Annotated in this window: 24 protein-coding genes; 12 read left to right on the top strand and 12 right to left on the bottom strand. The window is 63.6% G+C overall.

The window, feature by feature from the left end; translation table 11 throughout:
• Positions 1-18: 18 nt before the first annotated feature.
• Together ABIB91_RS24665 and ABIB91_RS24660 are read right to left on the bottom strand one after the other, a co-directional pair.
• A complete protein-coding gene (locus ABIB91_RS24665) occupies positions 19-720 on the bottom strand; it encodes a GrlR family regulatory protein (RefSeq protein ID WP_354163391.1) in 702 nt (233 codons plus the stop codon).
• A 195-nt stretch (positions 721-915) separates the two neighbouring features.
• Positions 916-1,950 (bottom strand): glutamine synthetase beta-grasp domain-containing protein, encoded by a 1,035-nt coding sequence (locus tag ABIB91_RS24660; RefSeq protein WP_007591833.1) that lies wholly within the window; start codon positions 1,948-1,950, stop codon positions 916-918.
• A 538-nt stretch (positions 1,951-2,488) separates the two neighbouring features.
• Here ABIB91_RS24660 and ABIB91_RS24655 point away from each other — a divergent pair.
• The 7 genes from ABIB91_RS24655 (at position 2,489) to ABIB91_RS24630 (ending at position 6,099) form a co-directional block, all read left to right on the top strand.
• Positions 2,489-2,692, top strand: coding sequence for a DUF2735 domain-containing protein (locus ABIB91_RS24655; RefSeq protein WP_007591835.1), 204 nt, complete (start codon positions 2,489-2,491; stop codon positions 2,690-2,692).
• A 168-nt stretch (positions 2,693-2,860) separates the two neighbouring features.
• Positions 2,861-3,604: a tyrosine-protein phosphatase gene (locus tag ABIB91_RS24650; protein WP_007591836.1), complete on the top strand. Its 744-nt coding sequence runs from the start codon at positions 2,861-2,863 to the stop codon at positions 3,602-3,604.
• 40 nt (positions 3,605-3,644) lie between these two features.
• Positions 3,645-4,325 (top strand): SDR family oxidoreductase, encoded by a 681-nt coding sequence (locus ABIB91_RS24645; RefSeq protein WP_354163397.1) that lies wholly within the window; start codon positions 3,645-3,647, stop codon positions 4,323-4,325.
• A gap of 53 nt (positions 4,326-4,378) precedes the next feature.
• Positions 4,379-4,576, top strand: coding sequence for a hypothetical protein (locus ABIB91_RS24640; RefSeq protein ID WP_027517590.1), 198 nt, complete (start codon positions 4,379-4,381; stop codon positions 4,574-4,576).
• On the top strand, positions 4,573-4,827 hold the full coding sequence (locus ABIB91_RS41760; protein ID WP_007591841.1) for a ParE family toxin-like protein: 255 nt from the start codon (positions 4,573-4,575) through the stop codon (positions 4,825-4,827). The genes ABIB91_RS24640 and ABIB91_RS41760 overlap by 4 nt, the downstream gene beginning before the upstream one ends.
• A 184-nt stretch (positions 4,828-5,011) precedes the next feature.
• Complete coding sequence (locus tag ABIB91_RS24635) at positions 5,012-5,698, top strand: DUF2161 domain-containing phosphodiesterase (RefSeq protein WP_354163399.1); 687 nt, start codon at positions 5,012-5,014, stop codon at positions 5,696-5,698.
• Between the two features lie 95 nt (positions 5,699-5,793).
• On the top strand, positions 5,794-6,099 hold the full coding sequence (locus ABIB91_RS24630) for a hypothetical protein (protein WP_007591844.1): 306 nt from the start codon (positions 5,794-5,796) through the stop codon (positions 6,097-6,099).
• Positions 6,100-6,179: 80 nt separating this feature from the next.
• On the opposite strand, the gene ABIB91_RS24625 is transcribed toward ABIB91_RS24630, so the two are convergent.
• The 7 genes from ABIB91_RS24625 to ABIB91_RS24595 all read right to left on the bottom strand — a co-directional run bounded on the left by ABIB91_RS24625 (position 6,180) and on the right by ABIB91_RS24595 (position 12,707).
• Positions 6,180-6,809, bottom strand: a complete 630-nt coding sequence (locus ABIB91_RS24625; protein ID WP_354163402.1) for a GNAT family N-acetyltransferase — start codon at positions 6,807-6,809, stop codon at positions 6,180-6,182.
• A gap of 150 nt (positions 6,810-6,959) precedes the next feature.
• On the bottom strand, positions 6,960-7,361 hold the full coding sequence (locus ABIB91_RS24620; protein ID WP_211396139.1) for a PaaI family thioesterase: 402 nt from the start codon (positions 7,359-7,361) through the stop codon (positions 6,960-6,962).
• Between the two features lie 171 nt (positions 7,362-7,532).
• Positions 7,533-8,735: a kynureninase gene (kynU, locus tag ABIB91_RS24615; RefSeq protein WP_354163405.1), complete on the bottom strand. Its 1,203-nt coding sequence runs from the start codon at positions 8,733-8,735 to the stop codon at positions 7,533-7,535.
• 8 nt (positions 8,736-8,743) lie between these two features.
• On the bottom strand, positions 8,744-9,583 hold the full coding sequence (gene kynA / locus ABIB91_RS24610; protein WP_354163407.1) for a tryptophan 2,3-dioxygenase: 840 nt from the start codon (positions 9,581-9,583) through the stop codon (positions 8,744-8,746).
• A 33-nt stretch (positions 9,584-9,616) separates the two neighbouring features.
• Positions 9,617-10,426, bottom strand: a complete 810-nt coding sequence (locus ABIB91_RS24605) for a hormone-sensitive lipase (RefSeq protein WP_354163409.1) — start codon at positions 10,424-10,426, stop codon at positions 9,617-9,619.
• Positions 10,427-10,649: 223 nt separating this feature from the next.
• Positions 10,650-11,927, bottom strand: a complete 1,278-nt coding sequence (locus ABIB91_RS24600; RefSeq protein WP_354163411.1) for an ArgE/DapE family deacylase — start codon at positions 11,925-11,927, stop codon at positions 10,650-10,652.
• A gap of 54 nt (positions 11,928-11,981) precedes the next feature.
• Positions 11,982-12,707, bottom strand: a complete 726-nt coding sequence (locus ABIB91_RS24595; protein WP_219684782.1) for a pyridoxamine 5'-phosphate oxidase family protein — start codon at positions 12,705-12,707, stop codon at positions 11,982-11,984.
• A 74-nt stretch (positions 12,708-12,781) separates the two neighbouring features.
• Here ABIB91_RS24595 and pdxR point away from each other — a divergent pair, with 74 nt between their 5' ends.
• The gene (gene pdxR, locus ABIB91_RS24590; protein WP_354163414.1) at positions 12,782-14,254 is read left to right on the top strand and encodes a MocR-like pyridoxine biosynthesis transcription factor PdxR; all 1,473 of its coding nucleotides are present in this window, start codon (positions 12,782-12,784) and stop codon (positions 14,252-14,254) included.
• 67 nt (positions 14,255-14,321) lie between these two features.
• A complete protein-coding gene (locus ABIB91_RS24585; RefSeq protein ID WP_027517580.1) occupies positions 14,322-14,570 on the top strand; it encodes a DUF6719 family protein in 249 nt (82 codons plus the stop codon).
• A gap of 3 nt (positions 14,571-14,573) precedes the next feature.
• On the opposite strand, the gene ABIB91_RS24580 is transcribed toward ABIB91_RS24585, so the two are convergent.
• Positions 14,574-14,936, bottom strand: a complete 363-nt coding sequence (locus ABIB91_RS24580) for a hypothetical protein (protein WP_007591868.1) — start codon at positions 14,934-14,936, stop codon at positions 14,574-14,576.
• A 35-nt stretch (positions 14,937-14,971) separates the two neighbouring features.
• Positions 14,972-15,136 carry a hypothetical protein gene (locus ABIB91_RS24575; protein ID WP_007591870.1) on the bottom strand — a complete coding sequence of 55 codons (165 nt, stop codon included), beginning with the start codon at positions 15,134-15,136 and terminating at the stop codon, positions 14,972-14,974.
• Between the two features lie 419 nt (positions 15,137-15,555).
• Between ABIB91_RS24575 and ABIB91_RS24570 the strand changes: the two genes are divergently transcribed.
• Complete coding sequence (locus ABIB91_RS24570) at positions 15,556-15,765, top strand: hypothetical protein (RefSeq protein WP_354163418.1); 210 nt, start codon at positions 15,556-15,558, stop codon at positions 15,763-15,765.
• 53 nt (positions 15,766-15,818) lie between these two features.
• On the opposite strand, the gene ABIB91_RS24565 is transcribed toward ABIB91_RS24570, so the two are convergent.
• A complete protein-coding gene (locus ABIB91_RS24565; RefSeq protein WP_354163420.1) occupies positions 15,819-16,367 on the bottom strand; it encodes a CreA family protein in 549 nt (182 codons plus the stop codon).
• Positions 16,368-16,575: 208 nt separating this feature from the next.
• On the opposite strand from ABIB91_RS24565, the gene ABIB91_RS24560 reads away from it, so the two are divergent.
• Both ABIB91_RS24560 and ABIB91_RS24555 read left to right on the top strand, forming a co-directional pair.
• A complete protein-coding gene (locus tag ABIB91_RS24560) occupies positions 16,576-18,189 on the top strand; it encodes a L,D-transpeptidase (RefSeq protein WP_354163422.1) in 1,614 nt (537 codons plus the stop codon).
• 92 nt (positions 18,190-18,281) lie between these two features.
• Positions 18,282-18,851, top strand: a complete 570-nt coding sequence (locus ABIB91_RS24555) for a glutathione peroxidase (RefSeq protein WP_354163424.1) — start codon at positions 18,282-18,284, stop codon at positions 18,849-18,851.
• The last annotated feature ends 109 nt before the right edge of the window (positions 18,852-18,960 follow it).

Below are 18,960 nucleotides of genomic sequence, written 5' to 3'. Positions count from 1 at the left end.
CAGCGATTCCCGTGGCGATCAGGCGCGGTGCATCAGCTTGAGCGCGGCGGTCAGGCGCAGGCTGCGCTTGCCGGCAAGCGCCGTTGCCTCCAGCACCGCCTCCTCGGCACCATAAGTGCCGGAGAAGCCGATGCCGACCTCGTGGCCGCCGAAGATCGGATCGTCCTTGGCCGGCGTGTGCTCCTGGTTGAGGATCTGGCCCTTCCAGCGCCCGTTGGCGGCGGTGTAGCTGCCGAGATAATAGAACGATGCATCGCCGCCGAGGATGCGGCCCTTGTTGAGCAGCATCACGCCGGTGAGACCGCCGTCGACGCCATCGAGCATACGCAGATGCACCGAGTAGAGACCGTCGGCGATGCCGGCCTCGCCGACGCCGCCGGCGATCGGCATCTCGTCTTCGGTGATGGGTGTCATCAACGACTGAAAGGGTACGCCGGGCAGCTCCTTGAGCTCGCCCTTGCAGCGATAGAGATCGCCGTCGGCCCAGCCCTTGGCAAGCAGGGTCGCATCGTCAGTGCCGGCCATGGCGCGATAGTTCGGATCGGGGTTGTGACGGACGGTGTTGATCACGATGTCGACGCCGGCTTCGGTCTTGGCGTAGGTGCCGATATGGGCGAAGGCCGAATTGCCGCCGAGCATCTTGCCGTTGCCGGCATGCATCACGCTCCGGCCGACGGCGTCGCCGAGCTGAAATCTCACCTTGTAGAAGCCTTCAAACACCAGCCGTCCCCGGCCCTGCGCGCATCCAGACGCACTCTATCCCGCTTTCGGCGGCGATGGACAAGTTTCGCGCCATGAGGTCCGAGGCGGCTCCGCAAACGGCTGTCATCAGAATGAAAAATCCGCCGAAGCCTTTCGGCTTCGGCGGATCGAAGTCCAACCCGGGCCAGCCCCCCAGCCCGGGCCGGGAGGATCTTAGGCGGCGGCCTTCTTGTCGGCCGGCACGGAGGCGATCGTCTTCAGGATCTGCGAAGCGATCTGGTATGGGTCGCCCTGCGAATTCGGACGACGGTCTTCCAGATAGCCCTTGTAACCGTTGTTGACGAAGGAGTGCGGCACGCGGATCGAAGCACCGCGATCGGCAATGCCGTAGCTGAACTTGTTCCAGGGCGCGGTCTCGTGCTTGCCGGTCAGACGCTTGTCGTTGTCCGGGCCGTAGACGGCGATGTGGTCCATCAGGTTCTTGTCGAAGGCGGCCATCAGTGCCTCGAAGTACTCCTTGCCGCCGACCGTACGCATGTACTCGGTGGAGAAGTTGGCGTGCATGCCGGAGCCGTTCCAGTCGGTGTCGCCCAGCGGCTTGCAGTGGAACTCGATGTCGATGCCGTACTTCTCGGTCAGGCGCAGCATCAGGTAGCGGGCCATCCACATTTCGTCAGCGGCCTTCTTGGAGCCTTTGCCGAAGATCTGGAATTCCCACTGGCCCTTCGCGACTTCCGCGTTGATGCCTTCATGGTTGATGCCGGCTGCCAGGCAGAGGTCGAGATGCTCTTCGACGATCTTGCGGGCGACGTCGCCGACGTTCGAGAAGCCGACGCCGGTGTAGTACGGACCCTGCGGGGCCGGATAGCCCGAGGCCGGGAAGCCGAGCGGACGGCCGTCCTTGTAGAAGAAGTATTCCTGCTCGAAGCCGAACCAGGCACCGGAATCGTCGAGGATGGTGGCGCGCTTGTTGGTCGAATGCGGGGTCTTGCCGTCGGGCATCATGACTTCGCACATCACGAGCACGCCGTTGGTGCGGGCGCCATCCGGGAACACCGCGACCGGCTTCAGCACGCAATCGGAGCTGTGGCCTTCAGCCTGCTGGGTGGAGGAGCCATCGAAGCCCCAGAGCGGAAGCTGCTCGAGCGTCGGGAACGACGCGAATTCCTTGATCTGAGTTTTGCCGCGCAAGTTCGGAGTCGGCGTATATCCGTCGAGCCAGATGTACTCGAGCTTATACTTGGTCATTGAGCCTCTCTGTAGATGATGCGAAAGGTGGGGGCCGCAGGCCCCCGCACGATTGTTTACCCGGCCAACATCGGCCGACCCTTTCTAAGCATTTAACGTGCCAAAAGGCCGCAGCGCGGGAGGTTTTCCACTGCGGCCGGCCTCCTCTCCCTCCCGGCGGATCGTCGGCCGCGCCGTGCGTCATAGCGGCGCACCTTTGCGTGAAGCTGCACCGCAAAAACCCCGCGGAAAACGCCCGATTCTGGAGCAGGCAGGCCCGGGCCTGAGGTTGCCGACTAAACGCGCATCAACGTCCGGCAATATTCGCCAAGTCTGCGCCCGCCGCCCGCAACCTTCGCAACGGCCCACGCGTTAGCCACCCGACCGCTGCCTTAGAGGAAGCAGAATGCAGTCTGCCTACAAAATAGGCCAAGGCTGATTTCCTTTTCAGCACTTTGCATTTCGGAATGCACGGCCGATATGGGGATTCCAGTAACCACAAGCCAACGAGTCGGGCGCACCATGGAGGCCCAGCGCTGCGATCTCGGGAGATACCGCAATGATGAACAATGGACTGAGTCACGGATCTGCACAGATCTACCAATTCCCTGTCGGGGGCCGCTCGGCTCTCGGGGGGCGCCGCAACGGTGAGACCCGCCTTCCCGCCAACCACGCCTCGCTCCCCGTGAACGAGACGATTTGCAGCGGCAGCTGGTACCATCAGGAAGCAGTCGATGAAGCCAAGCCGAAATGGGATCGCTGATGCCTGCGTTCGGTTCAGTACCGCCGCGCTCTCTCAAGCGTCCGGCGTCAGATTGAAAAAGGGTCGAAACAACGAAGTTTCGGCCCTTTTTGATTCCGGACTTGATTACAGGATCATATGGTCCCACAGCCGTCACCGACCGTTTCAGATGCCTGACAAGACACCTCCATGAAAGACTCCCCTGCCCGCCATCTCGCCCTGCAGGGCGCCAGTAATTTTCGCGACCTCGGCGGCTATCCGACCGCAGATGGCCGTACCACGCGCTGGCGGCACATCTTCCGCTCCAACCATCTCGGCCAGCTCACTGCCGCCGATGTCGAGATCGTCCGCGCGCTCGGCGTGCGCAGCGCCTTCGATTTTCGCGGCGTCGAGGAGCGCGCGGCGGGTGTCTGCGTGGTCGACGAGATCGCCGTGCATTCGTTGCCGATCGAGCCGACGGTCGTGGCTGCGCTGCGCGCCGAGCTCGCCAGGGGCAGGCTGACCGCGCCGGTCGCGCTCGAACTCATGCGCGAATCCTATCGCAACTATGTCCGCCACAACACGGCCAGTTTCCGCAACATGTTCGGGCATCTCCTGGAGGACCACGCGCCGCTCGTCATTCACTGCACCGCCGGCAAGGATCGCACCGGCTTTGCCAGCGCGCTGATCCTTCATGCGCTCGGCGTAGCCGACCACGTCATTGCCGAGGACTACCTGTTGACCAACCTGCACTACAAGCGCGACGCGTCAAACGTCTCCGATCTTCCTGCCGACGTTCTCGACGCGATCGGCACCGTCGAGGCCTCTTATCTTGCCGCTGCTTTCGAGGCCGTCGGTAGCGAGTATGGCGATCTCGAAACCTACTTGCGCGACGGTCTCAAGCTCGGCACAGCGGAGCGGACCGCGCTGAAGGCGCGCTATCTGCAATCGTAAGCGGCCGTAAATCTTGAGCGGCCGCGCCGGGAGAACGATGATGCAAGGCAAGGTTCTGATCGTGACCGGAGCACTCGGCGCACTTGGAAAAGTCGTCGCCGAGACCGCGCTGGCACGCGGCGCGCGCGTGGCGGGCATCGACCACGCGCCATCGCAGATCCCCGCAATGCCCGAGCGCATCGAGATCGGCGGCGTCGACCTCTCCGACGTGGCGCAGGCGAAGACGGCGGTCGAGGCGGCAGCGAAGCAATTCGGCCGGCTCGATGCGCTGATCAACATTGCCGGCGGATTCGCCTTCGAGACCGTCGGCGACGGCGGAATCAAGACATGGCAGCGCATGCATGCGCTCAACCTGCTGACGGCGCTCAACGCCTCGCACGCGGCACTGCCGCATCTGGCCGCGTCCAAGGCCGGCCGCATCGTCAATATCGGCGCCATGGGCGCGCTTCAGGCTGGCTCCGGCATGGGCCCCTATGCGGCATCGAAAGCCGGCGTCCATCGCCTCACCGAGGCGTTGGCGAGCGAGTGGAAAGGCAAGGTGACCGTGAACGCAGTGCTGCCCTCGATCATCGACACCAAGGCCAACCGCGCCGACATGCCGAAGGCCGACTTCGCCAAATGGGTGACCCCGCAAGAGCTCGCCGAAGTCATTCTGTTCCTCGCCAGCGATGCCGCGAGCGGCGTCACCGGCGCGCTGATCCCGGTCGGCGGGCGGGTGTAGCGTTGGTGGCCACGCATCTTTTCCCAGGCCCATCGGGCTGCTATATTTGAACAATGACAACTGAAGATATCGAACGAGCGATCGAACGGCTTACGCCTGACGAATTGGTGCGGTTTCGCGCCTGGTTCGAGCAGTTCGATGCAGAACGCTTCGATCATGTCCTGGAGCAGGACATCAAGGCGGGTAAGCTCGATCAATTTGCCGAGGAAGCGCTGAGCGATTATCGCGCCGCCCAAACGCGCGACTTGTGAAGCACACCGCTTCCACGAGATTCTGGAAGGCTTATGAGGCCTTGCCCGTCAATGTTCGGCGGCTCGCCGATGCCAATTTCAAGCTGCTGAAGAACGACCCCACTCATCCTTCGCTTCAGTTCAAACGGGTCGGTCGATTTTGGTCCGCCAGAGTCGGCCTACGCTACCGCGCCCTGGCTATCGAATCTGACGGCGCCTGCGTTTGGTTCTGGATCGGCTCGCACGCAGACTACGACCGTCTCATAGGCTAAAGGCGTCAATCCGGCACCAAAAGCCGTAGATTGCCTTTGAAACGGATGCTCTGCTTGCCGGCGAGCGCGATGCCCCCGCCCAGGTCGTCTGTTCCCGATCAAATGGCTCAGAGCCCTAAGTCCGTTCCGGGCTAAACTGACCGAGACTGATTCTCCGATCGGACGTGACACTCGGAAGCTTCCTTTGGAAACCACGCTCTATCTGCCTGTCAAACGCTTCCTCGAAGAGCTCGGCTTCACGGTCAAGGGCGAGATCGGTGGCTGCGATCTCGTGGGCCTTAGCGCCGGCGATCCGCCGGTGGTGGTGATTGGCGAGCTCAAGCTGACCTTCAATCTCGAGCTGATCCTTCAGGCCGTTGATCGTGCACCGGCCGGCGACGAGGTCTGGATTGCCGCAAAGATGTCAGTGCGCGGCAAGGGACGCGAGACCGACGCACGCTACCGCAATCTCTGTCGCCGCCTCGGCTTCGGCATGCTCGGGGTGACCGACAGGGGCCAGGTCGAGGTGCTGGTGAAACCGCCGACGGCAGCGCCACGCCGCGAGCCGAAGGTCCGTTCCCGCTTGGTCGCAGAGCATCAGCGCCGCCAAGGCGATCCGGTGCTGGGCGGCAGCACGCGCGCGCCGATCATGACGGCCTATCGGCAGCAGGCGTTGGCCTGCGCCTCGGAGCTTGGAGCAGGCCCGCGGAAGGTGAGCGAATTGCGCCAACGCTGTCCCGATGCCGGCAAGATCATGCTTAACAATGTGTATGGCTGGTTCGAACGCACCGAGCGGGGAATCTACGGGCTGACGGAAGCGGGCCGCGCGGCGCTGAAGCGCTGGCCACAGCAGCGGGTTGCGGATGTTGCCGGTGTCGCGTCACCACCCTGACACCCAACCGGTGCATAGCTGAGATGCCACACCGATTTCATATTGCAATGCAACATAGACGGCACTAGGTATCCCGGCATCGAAACGAGGCCGTTATGAACGCAGACTGGAATACCAAATATGGCACGCGGCGCGTGCGCCACGATCCGCCGACCCTGGACGAGGCGATCTTCGCTGCCGTCGGCATCACCGATGATCAGGAGCAGCAGGCCGAGATCGCCGCAGCCCTGATGGGTATGCCGCTCGATGTCGTCCAGGCCGAGGTCAAGAAACAGGTTCGCACCAACAGCCGCATCACCTCGACCCGCGTGATCGCCGGTGAACAGGGTGCGCAGCGCTCGGTGGTGGTCGAACGCCGTGTCGTGCGCCGCTTCGGCAACGACAAGCGCACCGGCACCTGAACGCTTAGTTCCCTGTTTCCAATACAAAAGCGGACCGGTTTTGCCGGTCCGCTTTTTTGATTCCAGTCGGCTTTTTCAGGTCAGGCGGCGCGATTACCGTAGATGCTGGAAATGATCTTCCAGCAGGTCGAGTTGAAGCTGATCAGAGCGCGGCCGGCTGTGAATGGCGAGGCCGCAAGATCAGCGAGCTCGTCCTCAGGCGCCTTGGCGAGATCGATCGTACCGGTCGATTCGCCGTGACGGAATTGCAGATGCGCCCCAAACTTCCTGGCGAGCGCGCGCATCGCGTGATTCTCGGCGCCGGTGGTAATGCGCAGGCGCTTATAGCCTTTCCAGCGCGCTTCCGCGATCAGGCGGCTGAACAGCACAGTGCCGACGTTCTGGCGCCGCGCCGAGGCTTCGACGCTGAAGGCGACCTCGGGCAACGAATCGCCCTCGGGCGGATGCAGCTCGGCCGCCCCGCGGACCACGCCATCCACGATATAGGCGACGATCACGGTGCCGTCCTCGGCACAGCGGGCTGCGTAACGCTCGATAAAACTGTCGTCGAGAAAACCGTTGAAGCGATCGTGCCGGCTTTCGGCATCGAGCCTCAGCAGATGATCGCGCAAAAGCGGCAATTCTTCCTGCTGGCTCAAGGTGCGCACGTAGCCCTGAACGGACTTCGGGCGGCTGGCTACTTCAAGTCCAAAATCTGCTGCGAGTGACAAGTCAAAACTCCTCTTGGTGTCCCTCGAGGAGGCGTTCGAATCCCTAGGCCTCCAATATTGTGCATCGCAACAAACTTTTCAAGACGGGAACCTGCCCAAGTTTCGGGCATTGGAGGCGACTAATTCGTTAATAAAATCAAACCCCCGTATTCATACGAGGACCAGTTGGGTCTGCGTCACCACCGCGACCAGCTTGCCGTCCTCGGTCTCCAGCCGGGTGGTCCAAACCTGGGTGCGCCGGCCTCTGTGGATTGGGGTGGCGGTCGCGATCACCGTGGTTCCCTCCTTGGCCCCGCCGATAAAGTTGGTCTTGCTCTCGAGCGTGGTCGTGCCCTTTGCGTCCTCCGGCAGATTGATCACGGTGGCCGCCGCGCCGACGGAATCGGCCAGCGCCATCACCGCGCCGCCGTGAATGGTGTGATGAAGCGTGCAGAGATCGGGCCTGACCGTCATCCGCGCCACCACGCGATCTTTCCCGGCCTCGACGAACTCGACGCCCTTGAGTTCGGCAAACGGCATCTTCATCGCTTTAAGTTTTTCGAGCGGCGTCATCGGATCTCCTCCCAAATCATTCTGCTCACAGGGTGAATTGCTCTGCGCGACAAAGCAATGACGTCCGAGGTCGTCAGTGCGAGCGCAGCGAAGCAATTCGAGAATCTTTCCGCTGATACATTTCTGGATTGCTTCGCTGCGCTCGCAATGACGGGAGACAGCCGTCGTATCTCACGTCACCGCATTCACCACCTGATACTCCGGCCGCCGCCAAATCTCGCCCGCGATCACCTCCTCGATGAACTCGGCTGCCCGCAGGATCTCGCTCTCGCCGATATAGAGCGGTGTGATGCCAAACCTCATGATGTCAGGCGCGCGGAAATCGCCGATGACGCCACTGGCGATGAGGGCCTGCATCGCGGCGTAGCCGCCGTCGAAAGCGAAGGAGACCTGAGAGCCGCGGCGCTCATGGGTGCGCGGCGTAACAAGCTTCAAGGACGGACAGCGGCGCTCGACCTCTGCAATCAGGAGATCGCCGAGCGCCAACGAACGCGCCCGGACCTCCGCGATATCGACGCGGTCCCAAATGTCGAGCGAGGCCTCCAGCGCCGCCATTGCCAGCACCGGCGGTGTTCCGACGCGCATGCGCTCGACACCGCCGGCGGCCGCATAGGCAAGCTCGAACGCGAACGGCTTTGCGTGTCCCATCCACCCCGACAAAGCGGCGCGCACGCTGTCGGCGTGGCGCGGCGCGACGTAGAGGAAGGCCGGCGCGCCGGGGCCGGCGTTGATGTATTTGTAGGTGCATCCGGCGGCGAAATCAGCGCCGGTGCCTGCAAGGTCAACCGGCAGCGCCCCGGCCGAATGCGCGAGGTCCCACACCGTGACGATGCCGAGCGCATGCGCTCTCGCAGTCAGCTTCGCCATATCGTGGCGTCGTCCGGTGCGGTAATCGACCTCGGTGATGTAGAGCACCGCGATCTCCTCCGACAACGAAGACTCGATCTCCTCCGGCGCCACCAGGCGCAATTGATGGCCACGTCCAAGCGTCGCGATCAGGCCTTCAGCCATGTAGAGGTCGGTCGGAAAGTTGCCGGTGTCCGACAGAACGATTTTGCGCGATGCGTTCATGTCGAGCGCGGCGGCGAGCGCCTGATAGACCTTGAGCGACAGCGTATCTCCGACCATGACAGAGCCGGCTTCCGCACCGATCAGTCGCGCGATGCGATCGCCGACATGACGCGGCTGGGCGTACCAGCCCGCCCTATTCCAGGCGCGGATCAACTCGTCGCCCCACTCGGCGGTGATGACGCGGCTGACGCGCTCGGCAACGCCAAGCGGCAGCGCGCCGAGCGAATTCCCGTCGAGATAGATCACACCGTCGGGCATATGGAACAGCGCTTTGGTATCGTCGTAGACGCGAAGCTTGGTCATGAAAATCTCTACAGGATCGTGCGCACGCGCCAAAGCTCGGGAAACAGCTCGACCTCCAGCATGCGCTTGAGGTAGCTGACGCCGCCGGTGCCGCCGGTGCCGCGCTTGAAGCCGATGACGCGCTCGACCGTCGTCACATGGTTGAAGCGCCAACGCCGGAAATAATCTTCGAAATCGACCAGTTTCTCGGCAAGTTCGTAGAGCATCCAGTGCGTTTCCGGCGCTTCGTAGACGATACGCCAGGCCTGCAGCACACCTTCATTGAAGCTATGAGTCTCACGAACGTCGCGCGCCAGCACGGCCGCAGGCATCTTGAGCCCGTTGCGGTCGGCGAGCCGCAGCACCTCGTCATAGAGGCTTGGCGTCGCGAGCTCGGCTTCGAGCAGCTGCGTGGTTTCCAGATCGTGCGCGTGCGGCTTGAGCATGGCGTGGTTGCGGTTGCCGAGCAGGAATTCGATCAGCCGGTATTGCCGCGACTGGAAGCCCGAGGACTGGCCAAGCTGCGAGCGGAAGCGCGTATACTCGCTGGGCGTCATGGTGCGCAGCACGTCCCATGCGCCGTTGAGCTGCTCGAAGATGCGCGACATCCGTGCCAGCATCTTCATCGCAGGCTGCACTTCATCCTTCGCGATCGAACGGCGTGCGGCGCTGAGCTCGTGGATGGCGAGCCGCATCCACAGCTCCGTCGTCTGATGCTGGATAATGAACAGCATCTCGTCATGCGCTTCCGACAGCGGATGCTGCGCGCCGAGGATCGCGTCCAGCGCCAGATAGCTGCCATAGGACATGCGCCGTGCGAAATCGGTCTCGGCGCCTTCGCTTGCGGGATCGTATTGGCTGGACGTCATGGCAGGCCCTTTCGATCGATCTTTGAGGCCTCGTCAGTCGAGGCCGATCAGGCGCGCGGTGATTGGCGACGACGGATCCTTGAGAGCGTCGATCACGGTGAAATGGTTCAGCCCGGGATCGACGACAAGACGCGTCGGCACGTCGAATCCAGTCCAGACATTGGCCATCAGATCGGACTGGCGGATGAATTCGGGCCGCTCGTTGCCGCCGACCCAGGCGGTCACGGGCGAAGGCCCGCGCGGTAGATGCAGCGCGGCGCTTTCCAGCGTCGCCTCCTCCATCGTCATGCGCAGGGTGTCGTTCATCCTGGTCTTGAGCAGCGGACGCAGATCATGCAGGCCGCTGATGGACAGCGTCCCAGCGATGCGGTTCAAGACGGCGGGATCGAGCCGGCTATCATCGCACAGCATGCGCGTGACGAGATGACCGCCCGCGGAATGGCCGGCGAGCCGGATCGGCCCCGCGACCAGCGCGGCCGCCTTGGCGATCGCTGCGGTGATTTCCGCCGTAATGTCGGAGATGCGCGCGGCCGGCGTCAGCGTGTAGCTTGGCATTGCCACCGCCCAGCCATGATGGCGCGCGCCTTCGGCGAGATCAGTCCATGTCGATTTGTCGAAGCGCATCCAGTAGCCGCCGTGGACGAACACGACGAGGCCCTTGCTGTCGCCGTCGGGCAAGACGAGGTCGAGGCGCTGGCGCGCGCGGGAGCCATAGGCGATGTCGGCGCGAAACTCCTTCAGCCCGGCGCGATAAGCCGCCGCCCGCTCCGCCCACAGCGCCGGTATCTTGTCCGAGCCCGGGATATGGGCCGAATTGGCGTAAGCGTCATCCCAATCGCGCATCGTGCTTCCTCGACGGACTCAAGGCCTTGTGGACCTGGCGCCAGTCTGCCACCGGCGCGGGCGGCATCCTAGTCTTTAGTTTAAGCTTAAAGGATTTTGGAACGCCGGTGGATTGGGCAGCCCCCGTCATTGCGAGCGCAGCGAAGCAAATCCAGTCTGCCTCCGCGGTGGCAGTCTGGATTGCTTCGTCGCAAGGGCTCCTCGCAATGACGGCGGAAGGCCCCTACCCCTTCTCCACCCCACACCAGTCCGCGATGAACAGCGCCATCGCCTTGGTCGTCTTCTTCAGCGAGTCCAGATCGACAAATTCATTGAAGCCGTGCATCTCGCCGCCACTCGCGCCGAAACACAGGCTCGGGATACCGTGATTGAGGCCGTAGAAGCGGGTGTCGGTGAGCGCGGTGAAGACGAGGTCTTCGATCTGGCCGCCATAAACGGTGCTGAAGGCCTTGCCGAACGCCGCCTCAGGCGCGGCGGCCTCGGTCAGCTCATAGCCTTCCGACAAAAAGCCCGACCATTCGACCTCCGGCGGATTGTTGGCGAGGAAGCGATGGTTGCGCGCGGCAGCAGCAACGCAGGCCATGATCTCCTTCTGGTGATCGGCGATCGACCAGCCCGGCAACACGGCAATCCGGCAATCGACGTCGCACCAGGCCGGCACGCTCGACGCCCAGTCGCCGCCCTTGATGATGCCGGGGTTGAAATTGATGGGATGGTTCAGCGTCTTGAAGTGACGATCGGCTTTCGCACGCTCGTTCCACTCGATCTCGAGTTTTTGCAGCGCCTGGATCAAATGATAGGCCGCCATGATTGCGTTCGCGCCGGAGCCGGCGAAGGCGACATGGGTCGGATGGCCCTTCACGCGCAGGCGGAACCAGATCACGCCCACCTGCGAGCGCACCATCTTGCCACCGGTCGGCTCAGGAATGAAGCAAGCATCCGCACGATAACCGCGTTGAAGCGTCGAGAGCGCGCCGACGCCGGTGCTCTCCTCCTCGATCACGGACTGGAAGTGAATCCGCGCCGTAGGCCTGAGGCCCGCGGCCTTGATCGCATCGAGCGCGGAGAGCGCTGCGATGGTGCCCGACTTCATGTCGCAGGCACCGCGACCGAACATCTTGCCGTCCTTGATGACGGGCGAGAACGGCGGGGTGTCCCACAGTTCCAGCGGCCCGGCCGGCACGACGTCGCAGTGGCCCTGGAGGATCAGCGATTTGCCCGCCTCGGTTTTGGGCCGGTACGTGCCGACCACAGTGCGCGCCTTCGAAAAATCATGCTCGATGGGCCCGAAGCCGCGCAGATCCTTGAGGTCGTCGACATTGATGTGCCAGTCGTCGACCTCGTAGCCGCGCGCGCGCAGGAGGTCGCCGATCATGTCCTGGCATGGCCCCTCCGCACCGCGCGTCGAGGGGATCGCGACGAAATCGCGTGTGGTCGCGAGCTGGGCTTCGAAGCCGGCATCGACGGCATCAAGAATCCTCTGCTGCGTTTCGGCATTCATCAGGCAACTCCGATCGGGCGTTGAGATCATCGATGGAGCGCAAGCTAACCGATTTCAGCCGTTCGGGTACTCTGCAAAATAGGCATCCCGCAATGCATCTTCGAGCAGCCGGCCCTCCGAATAGCCATTCAGCGTCGCCGGCCTGCTCACGCCGTCGAGCAGCCGCGGGCAAGGTTCTGGCGCGCCAATCACCGTGCGCACCGGGATGCGCTCGGCATAGATCGGCAATTCATAGTCCTCCTCGTCGTCGGCGACACCCTTGGCGCGGATTTTCGCAGAGGCTTCCTCGATCTCCATCGCGATGAATGAGGTCGCCTTGATCTCCTGCGTGTTGCTCGCCCGCAGGCTCGCGGTGCGATCGGGGAAGAAGCGGTCGACCATCGCGATCACCGCGCGCTCCTTCTCCTCGGGATCGGTGACGAGATAGGCGGTGCCGAACGCCATCACGGCGCGGTAGTCGGCCGAGTGATTGAACCCACATCGCGCCAGCACCAGGCTGTCGAGATGGGCGACCGTCAGGCACACACGCTCGCCCCGGGTCTGGTTGCGCAGCATGCGGCTGGCGCTCGAGCCGTGCCAATACAGCTTCGTCCCTTCGCGCCAGAAAAAGGTCGGCGTGCAATAGGGTTGGCCGTCGATCGCGTAGGAGACGTGGCAGAGCATCGAGGAATCCAGGATGCGATGAACGGTGTCGTAATCGTAGAAGCCGCGATCGTGACGGCGCTTCACCTGGTTGCGCGCAGATGTCGGATAGGAATTTTGGTTCTCGGTCTGGCTCACGGCCGCTCCTGTCGGATTGGAACACTTCCAGGGCAGTTGTAGCCGCGGATTTGGTCTGCGATAGTGCCAATTCCATGCGAAAAATTCCGACCAATTCTGTCCCCTCGCCGGCCAAGGCCGAGCTGCCGCTCGACCTCGCGGGACCGCACATCACGGCTGGCGCCTCGTCGGCGCACCGGCTGTATCAGGCACTGTGCGAGATGATCGTCGGCGGTCTGGTGAAACCCGGCGAGCCGCTGCCGCCGTCGCGCACGCTGGCCAAACAGACCGGCTTTCGCCGCAATGCCGTCGTCACCGCCTATGAGCGGCTGATCGCCGACGGTTTTGCCGACGCAACCGTCGGCTCCGGCACCTTCGTCGCCGCGCGCATCCCCGCGCGCGCGGCCGAGCCGAAGCGGCCGAAGATCAGCGTCGAAACGCCGGGGCAAGGCGCGTTTTCGCTCGGCTGCACCCATATCGACGCGCGCGCCGTGCAGCGTTTCCGCGCCTTTGTCGGCCGTCGCATGCGCGCCTTCGGCGCGGAGCATCTGCACTATGGCGATCCCCGTGGCAGCCGCGAGCTGCGTGCGGCGATCGCCGATCATCTGTTGTCGGCGCGGGGCCTGCGCTGCGATCCCGATCAGATCATGCTGACGTCAGGCACGCTGCACGCGCTGCGCATCGTGCTGAGCGCGATCCTGAAGCCCAACGACCAGGTCTGGTGCGAGGATCCAGGCTACCCCGCTGCGCGCAAAACCATCGCGCATTGCGGCTATCGCGCCGTGTCCGTTCCCGTCGACGCGCACGGCATGCGGGTCGCCAGAGGCCGCGCAGCGGCGCCGTCCGCGCGCGCAGCCTATGTGACGCCGTCGCACCAGTTTCCGCTGGGTGTGCAGATGTCGATGCCGCGGCGGCTCGAGCTGCTGGACTGGGCCAGGCAAGCCGGCGCCTTCGTGCTGGAAGACGATTACGACAGCGAATTCCGCTACGACGGCGCTCCGCTGATGTCGCTGGCCGGCATCGATCACCTCCAGCGTCTGATCTACATGGGCACGTTCGCCAAGACGTTGTTTCCAGGTCTGCGCATTGGCTATTGCGCCCTGCCCGAGCGCTTGATCGCGGATGTCACCGCCGCGCGGGCCGCCCTCGACCGCTTTCCCGGCACGCTGATGGAGGGCGCGGTGGCCGACATGCTCAATTCCGGCGCCTTCGCAGCGAACCTGAAGCGCGTGCGCAAGCTTTACCGCGAGGCGCGCGACGCGCTGGCTGGGACGCTCGAAGCCGCATCCGACGGCGTGCTGTCGGTGCCGGTCCCATCGCAGGGTCTGCACCTTGTCGCCCGGCTCGATCCCTCGGTCGATCTGCTGGTGGCGGCAGACGCCAAGCAGGCCGCCGGCGCCGAAGGCTGGCTGTTGGCCGACACTTATTCACGCTCACGTCCACTGCCCGGTTTCGTGCTGGGATTTTCCGGCCACGCGATTCCGAATCTCGTGGCATCCGCCGAGCGGCTCGCGCGGGAATCGCGAGCGGCCTTGCGTGCGCGGCGCAAGCCGGCCCGGCGGGCATGACGAACGTTCACTATGAGAATCGGCTGCCGCTCCCTACATTGCGGCATCGATGCCGGGAGCTCACACCATGCTGCTACGCCGCGCGACTTGCCTCTCGCTCCTGATCTTCATCGCACTCGCCGCGACGGCGCGCGCAGGCACGGTCGGACGCGAGCAGGACATCGTCGATCTCAAGCTCGGCCAGCGCGTGCAAGTGGACGACGGAACTTGTCCCGCCGGACAGGTCAAGGAAGTCCGCGGCGCCAAGATGACCGACAAGGGCGTCGCACGGACCAGCACCTGCGTGTCGCGGTTTGGCCCGAAATCGAAGCGATGAGCGCTACTTTGCCGGGTCGAACATGCATTGCAGGGTCGGCTTGGCGATCTTGGTGAAGGTCGGGCCGATTTCGGTCTGCTTTGCGGCCGGCACCCAGTCGGTCTCGATCGTCGGCACCCCGGTCTCGCTGATGCCGCGCAGCAGGGCCTCGCGGAGATCGCGATCCTCGACGACGGCGGCAGCATGATCGTGCAGGCAGCCGCAAACCTCTTCCGGATGCTCCCACCGCCCGAGCATCCGCGGCGCGCATTGCCTCACGAACTCGGTACGGGGATCTGGTAATCTGGAGGGAGAGCGCACCTGCGCCTGAACGGCACTGATCGTCAGAAGGGATATGAACGCCGCGGCGCAGATACGAGCAAGCATGATGGCCTTTATCGGCTGATTTTTCTTGTTGGCGATCAGAAGCGCGCGGCAACCACGATCGGCTGGGGCGCCGGGGTCATGATCGGCGAACCGCTATACTGGAAAGTGCCGATACCGGGGACATTTCCGTCCGGCGAGCCTGCGAACGAGGAGCCGGCGAGCACGAAGGCGAAAGCAAGGATGAGGCTGAGCGTGCGCATGGAGTTCTCTTCCGAATTCGGTGGCCGGCGTGCGCCGTCGTCGTTGTGAGGTTGATAACCATGGGCGGTTTCGCGCGTGATGCGCCAAAGCCGGAAAATGGTTTCATCTCCGTGAGAATTGTTTCGTCCGGTTCGGGCGACGACATATTCGACGGAAAATCTCAATCTTTTCAGATGGGTCGTGCGCCTACCCAATGTGGCCTGGCAGGTTCCGGGCGAGTTCGGATGCGCGCCGGAACGCTGGGCGCCGTCATGATCCCGCCTCACTCCCTTCACATGCGTTTTACGTTTTTCTGCTGAAGAGAAGCCGAACGAAGGCTGGGTGCTGTCGAACCGGCGGCGCTTCGACTGCGACCCAAGCTATCGAGACCGAGGACGCCCGGGTATCGCCGAGCGCGTTCATGCGAGGAACGGCCATCATGACGGCGCAAGATCGCGCAACGACGCGCGATGCAGACCAACGAACGGACCGCCGGGAGCAACGACCTGTTCGCAGCAGCGCCAATTCGCCTGGCGAAATGGCGCTGCAATCGAGCCCCGGCTTTGAGGCCACGCCGCAATCATTCGTGCGGCTGACCGGCTCGCATCTTGCAAAACCGCGCGCCAGCCGCGCTGACATCACCGAGTGAACGCAAGAGCGTCACTGTGAACGCAAACCCCTTACTGAGTGAACGCAAGAGCGTCACTGAGTGAAGAACTCTCCGCACTTCTGGACGTTCGCGTCCGCCGGGCCCCACGGCATGACGGGCACGGTCGAGGTCGAGTTCTTCGGTGAACCCTCGATCAGCCTGTCCGAATAGACCATGTAGACCAGCACGTTGCGCTTGGCGTCACAGCCGCGCACGATCTGCATTTTCTTGAAGAACAGCGACCGTCGCTGGCGGAACATGTCGTCGCCCTGCTCCATCTTGTTCTTGAACTTGATCGGGCCGATCTGACGGCAGGCGAGCGAAATGTCCGAGACCTCCTCGGCAAGGCCCAGCCAGCCCTTGAAGCCGCCCTTCTCCGGCACCGTGAAATGACACGCCACGCCCTCGACTTCAGGATCGTCGAGGCCGTAGGTCGCAAGCTTGTCGTTCGGGCTCATCCATTTGAACACGGTCGAGCGGCGGAAGATCAAATCCGGCTCGTCCGCGGCGAAGGCGGACGCTGCCGGCACGGTCAGCGCCAGAAGGAATAAAGCGAGGCCTTTCAAGCGGATGCTGGAAAGACTGGGGAAACGAGATGACATGAAGTTCTCCGGTAACAAGTCCCAGCAATGTAGGCATGAGGCGACCGATCAGGAAGACAACCGGGAGGCCAACACGGCCGCCGTTTACCGCTCCGTGAGGCTTTTTTGCTACTCTTTGGACAAAATTAGCTGATCGCAGAACCGCCGTGCTGGTGAACGCGTATCCCCTCTGAGAGACTAACATCTGATTTGGATTATGGATTCGATGATGAACAGCGTGAACGGGTCTGGTTTTTCTGCCAAGCCGGCGCGATTTTGGCAGGTCGCCATTTTGACGGCGGCCGGTGCGATCGGCACGGTGAGCCAAGCGGACGCGGCATTTTATTACTGGACGGATTATTCCGACGGGTCCTACGGGCGCCAGGAGCGCCATCCGGAAGTCCCGCGCCAGAAGCCGCAGAAGCGCGGTGCGGCCGGCAAGAAAGACCTTGTTGCCGAAAAAGAAGTGGGCACGAAACCGCAAGGTCCTCTCGTCATCGTCGTCTCGATCGACCGGCAGAAGGTCACGGTCTACGACACCAACGGCGTGTTCGCGGAATCCCCGGTGTCGACGGGCATGAAGGGCCATTCGACGCCGATGGGTGTGTTCAGCGTCATCCAGAAGCACAAATTTCACCACTCCAACATCTATAGCGGCGCGCCGATGCCGTACATGCAGCGGATCACGTGGTCGGGCGTTGCCATGCATGCCGGCGTGCTGCCGGGCTATCCGGCCTCGCATGGCTGCATCCGCATGCCGATGGCGTTCGCTGTGAAGATGTGGAACTGGACCAGGATGGGCGCGCGCGTGATCGTTTCGCCGGGCCAGATGTCGCCGCAGAACTTCTCACATCCGCTGCTTGCCTCGCTGCGCGTGCCGCTGCAACCCGCGGCCAGCCTCGAGCCGCAGACCAATGCCGGCGACAAGGCCGACAAGGTCGCCGCCAATACCGGAGCCGCCGCAGCAAACCCGGCCGAAACGAAGACCGCCAGCGCCGACGGCGTGCTCGAGTTGCGCTCGTCGGTCGGCCACACCGTCATGTCGGACGTGACCACCGGATATGCCCCGGCCCGCGAGGAGGCGGCGGCATCGGCCGACCAGACCGAGACAACGGCAAAGCCCGAGACCAAGACCGCTGAGGCGGCGGACGCGGCCAAGCCCCAGGCCGGAGACGCCGCGCAGCCCGCCAACACTGAAGCGAAGCCTGTCGAGGCCGCGGAGACGCCGAAGTCCGAAACCGCCAAGCCTGAAACGGCCAAGTCCGAACCCGCGAAGACGCCCGATGCACCGGCCGCGGCGCCAGCGCAGGCGGCCACGCCCGACGTCAAGAAGGACGAAACCCGCGTTGCCGATCCGGCGCCCGTGGCGAAACCTGAAGCGCCCAAGCGGGCGGGCCAGATCGCGGTCTTCATCAGCCGCAAGGATTCCAAGCTCTACGTGCGGCAGAACTTTGCGCCACTGTTCGACGTGCCTGTCACGATCGCCGCGAGCGATCGGCCGCTCGGCACGCATGTCTTCACCGCCGAGGTCGACAAGGCCGATTCCAATGCGCTGCATTGGTCGGTGGTGTCCTTGCCAGTGTCCGTCCGCTCTGCCGCGCGGGAAGATGACCGCCGCATGACGGGCCGCCAGCGTGGCGCGGCCGTGATTCCCGTCGCCGCAAAGCCTGTGGTCACGCCGGATAGCCCGTCCGAGGCCCTCGACCGCGTCTCGATCCCGGCCGACACGATCGCGAAGATCAACGAAATGCTGACGTCAGGCGGCTCGATCATCGTCTCCGACCAGGGCATCAACCAGGGCGAGACTGGCGAAGGCACCGATTTCATCGTCCGTCTGTACTAACGCGCTTGATCGCGGCAGATAACGCGGTGTTGACGAGGCCGCTCACAGCGGCGGGGTAACATGCGCCCCGGATCATTTCGGGGGACGCCGTCATGATGAACCGCAGGACCATGCTCATCGCCGCCTTTGCAGGCACGCTGACACCGGCGACGCGTGCACTGGCGGATGGCGGCATGAGCCGAATCTCCGCCTACGCCTTCTCTTTCCCGGCCTTATCAGGCGAAGACATCCGCCTTGCGGCCTTCACCGGCAAGCCACTGCTGGTGGTCAACACCGCTTCGCTCTGCGGTTACACGCCGCAATATGCCGGCCTGCAAGACATCTGGGGCGAGTTTCGCGAACGCGGCCTCACCGTCATTGGCGTACCCTCCAACGACTTCGGCGGACAGGAGCCCGGCGGCACCAGCGAGATCTCGGAAACCGTCCACCACCAATACGGCGTTACCTTCCCGATCGCGGCCAAGGCCGTCGTGGTAGGTGCGAAGGCGCATCCGTTCTACAAATGGGCGGCAGAGGCGCGCCCGCGAGAAGTTCCTCGCTGGAACTTCCACAAATATCTGATCGGCCGTGACGGGTATATCGCCGACGTCTTTGCATCCACGGTCGAGCCGGCCGACACGCGGGTCAAGACGGCGATCGCGAAGGCACTGGCCGACACTTGACGCCACGCGTTCCCAACCCGGTTGGGCACAATTGGGCTAGCGCGCCAAACAGCCGTTGCAATGGCGAGGGCCCACCATCTAGGCTAGGATCGTTAGGGGCAGGATGGTT

This window comes from Bradyrhizobium sp. JR4.3 (assembly GCF_040547695.1).
In the GTDB taxonomy this organism is placed as follows: Bacteria; Pseudomonadota; Alphaproteobacteria; order Rhizobiales; family Xanthobacteraceae; genus Bradyrhizobium; species Bradyrhizobium canariense.
Note: the sequence above shows the minus strand (reverse complement) of the source record. Positions and strands in the feature narration are given on the sequence as shown.

Coding starts and splice junctions, on each gene's coding strand:
- ABIB91_RS24570 (WP_354163418.1), top strand. CDS start 15,556: ATGACGGCGCAAGATCGCGCAACGACGCGCGATGCAGACCAACGAACG.
- ABIB91_RS24650 (WP_007591836.1), top strand. CDS start 2,861: ATGAAAGACTCCCCTGCCCGCCATCTCGCCCTGCAGGGCGCCAGTAAT.
- ABIB91_RS24640 (WP_027517590.1), top strand. CDS start 4,379: ATGACAACTGAAGATATCGAACGAGCGATCGAACGGCTTACGCCTGAC.
- pdxR (WP_354163414.1), top strand. CDS start 12,782: ATGCGAAAAATTCCGACCAATTCTGTCCCCTCGCCGGCCAAGGCCGAG.
- ABIB91_RS24580 (WP_007591868.1), bottom strand. CDS start 14,936: ATGCTTGCTCGTATCTGCGCCGCGGCGTTCATATCCCTTCTGACGATC.
- ABIB91_RS24630 (WP_007591844.1), top strand. CDS start 5,794: ATGAACGCAGACTGGAATACCAAATATGGCACGCGGCGCGTGCGCCAC.
- ABIB91_RS24645 (WP_354163397.1), top strand. CDS start 3,645: ATGCAAGGCAAGGTTCTGATCGTGACCGGAGCACTCGGCGCACTTGGA.
- ABIB91_RS24585 (WP_027517580.1), top strand. CDS start 14,322: ATGCTGCTACGCCGCGCGACTTGCCTCTCGCTCCTGATCTTCATCGCA.
- ABIB91_RS24565 (WP_354163420.1), bottom strand. CDS start 16,367: ATGTCATCTCGTTTCCCCAGTCTTTCCAGCATCCGCTTGAAAGGCCTC.
- ABIB91_RS24560 (WP_354163422.1), top strand. CDS start 16,576: ATGAACAGCGTGAACGGGTCTGGTTTTTCTGCCAAGCCGGCGCGATTT.
- ABIB91_RS24605 (WP_354163409.1), bottom strand. CDS start 10,426: ATGCGCGATTGGGATGACGCTTACGCCAATTCGGCCCATATCCCGGGC.
- ABIB91_RS24620 (WP_211396139.1), bottom strand. CDS start 7,361: ATGACGCCGCTCGAAAAACTTAAAGCGATGAAGATGCCGTTTGCCGAA.
- ABIB91_RS24555 (WP_354163424.1), top strand. CDS start 18,282: ATGATGAACCGCAGGACCATGCTCATCGCCGCCTTTGCAGGCACGCTG.
- ABIB91_RS24575 (WP_007591870.1), bottom strand. CDS start 15,136: ATGCGCACGCTCAGCCTCATCCTTGCTTTCGCCTTCGTGCTCGCCGGC.
- ABIB91_RS24600 (WP_354163411.1), bottom strand. CDS start 11,927: ATGAATGCCGAAACGCAGCAGAGGATTCTTGATGCCGTCGATGCCGGC.
- ABIB91_RS24655 (WP_007591835.1), top strand. CDS start 2,489: ATGATGAACAATGGACTGAGTCACGGATCTGCACAGATCTACCAATTC.
- ABIB91_RS24660 (WP_007591833.1), bottom strand. CDS start 1,950: ATGACCAAGTATAAGCTCGAGTACATCTGGCTCGACGGATATACGCCG.
- kynA (WP_354163407.1), bottom strand. CDS start 9,583: ATGACGTCCAGCCAATACGATCCCGCAAGCGAAGGCGCCGAGACCGAT.
- kynU (WP_354163405.1), bottom strand. CDS start 8,735: ATGACCAAGCTTCGCGTCTACGACGATACCAAAGCGCTGTTCCATATG.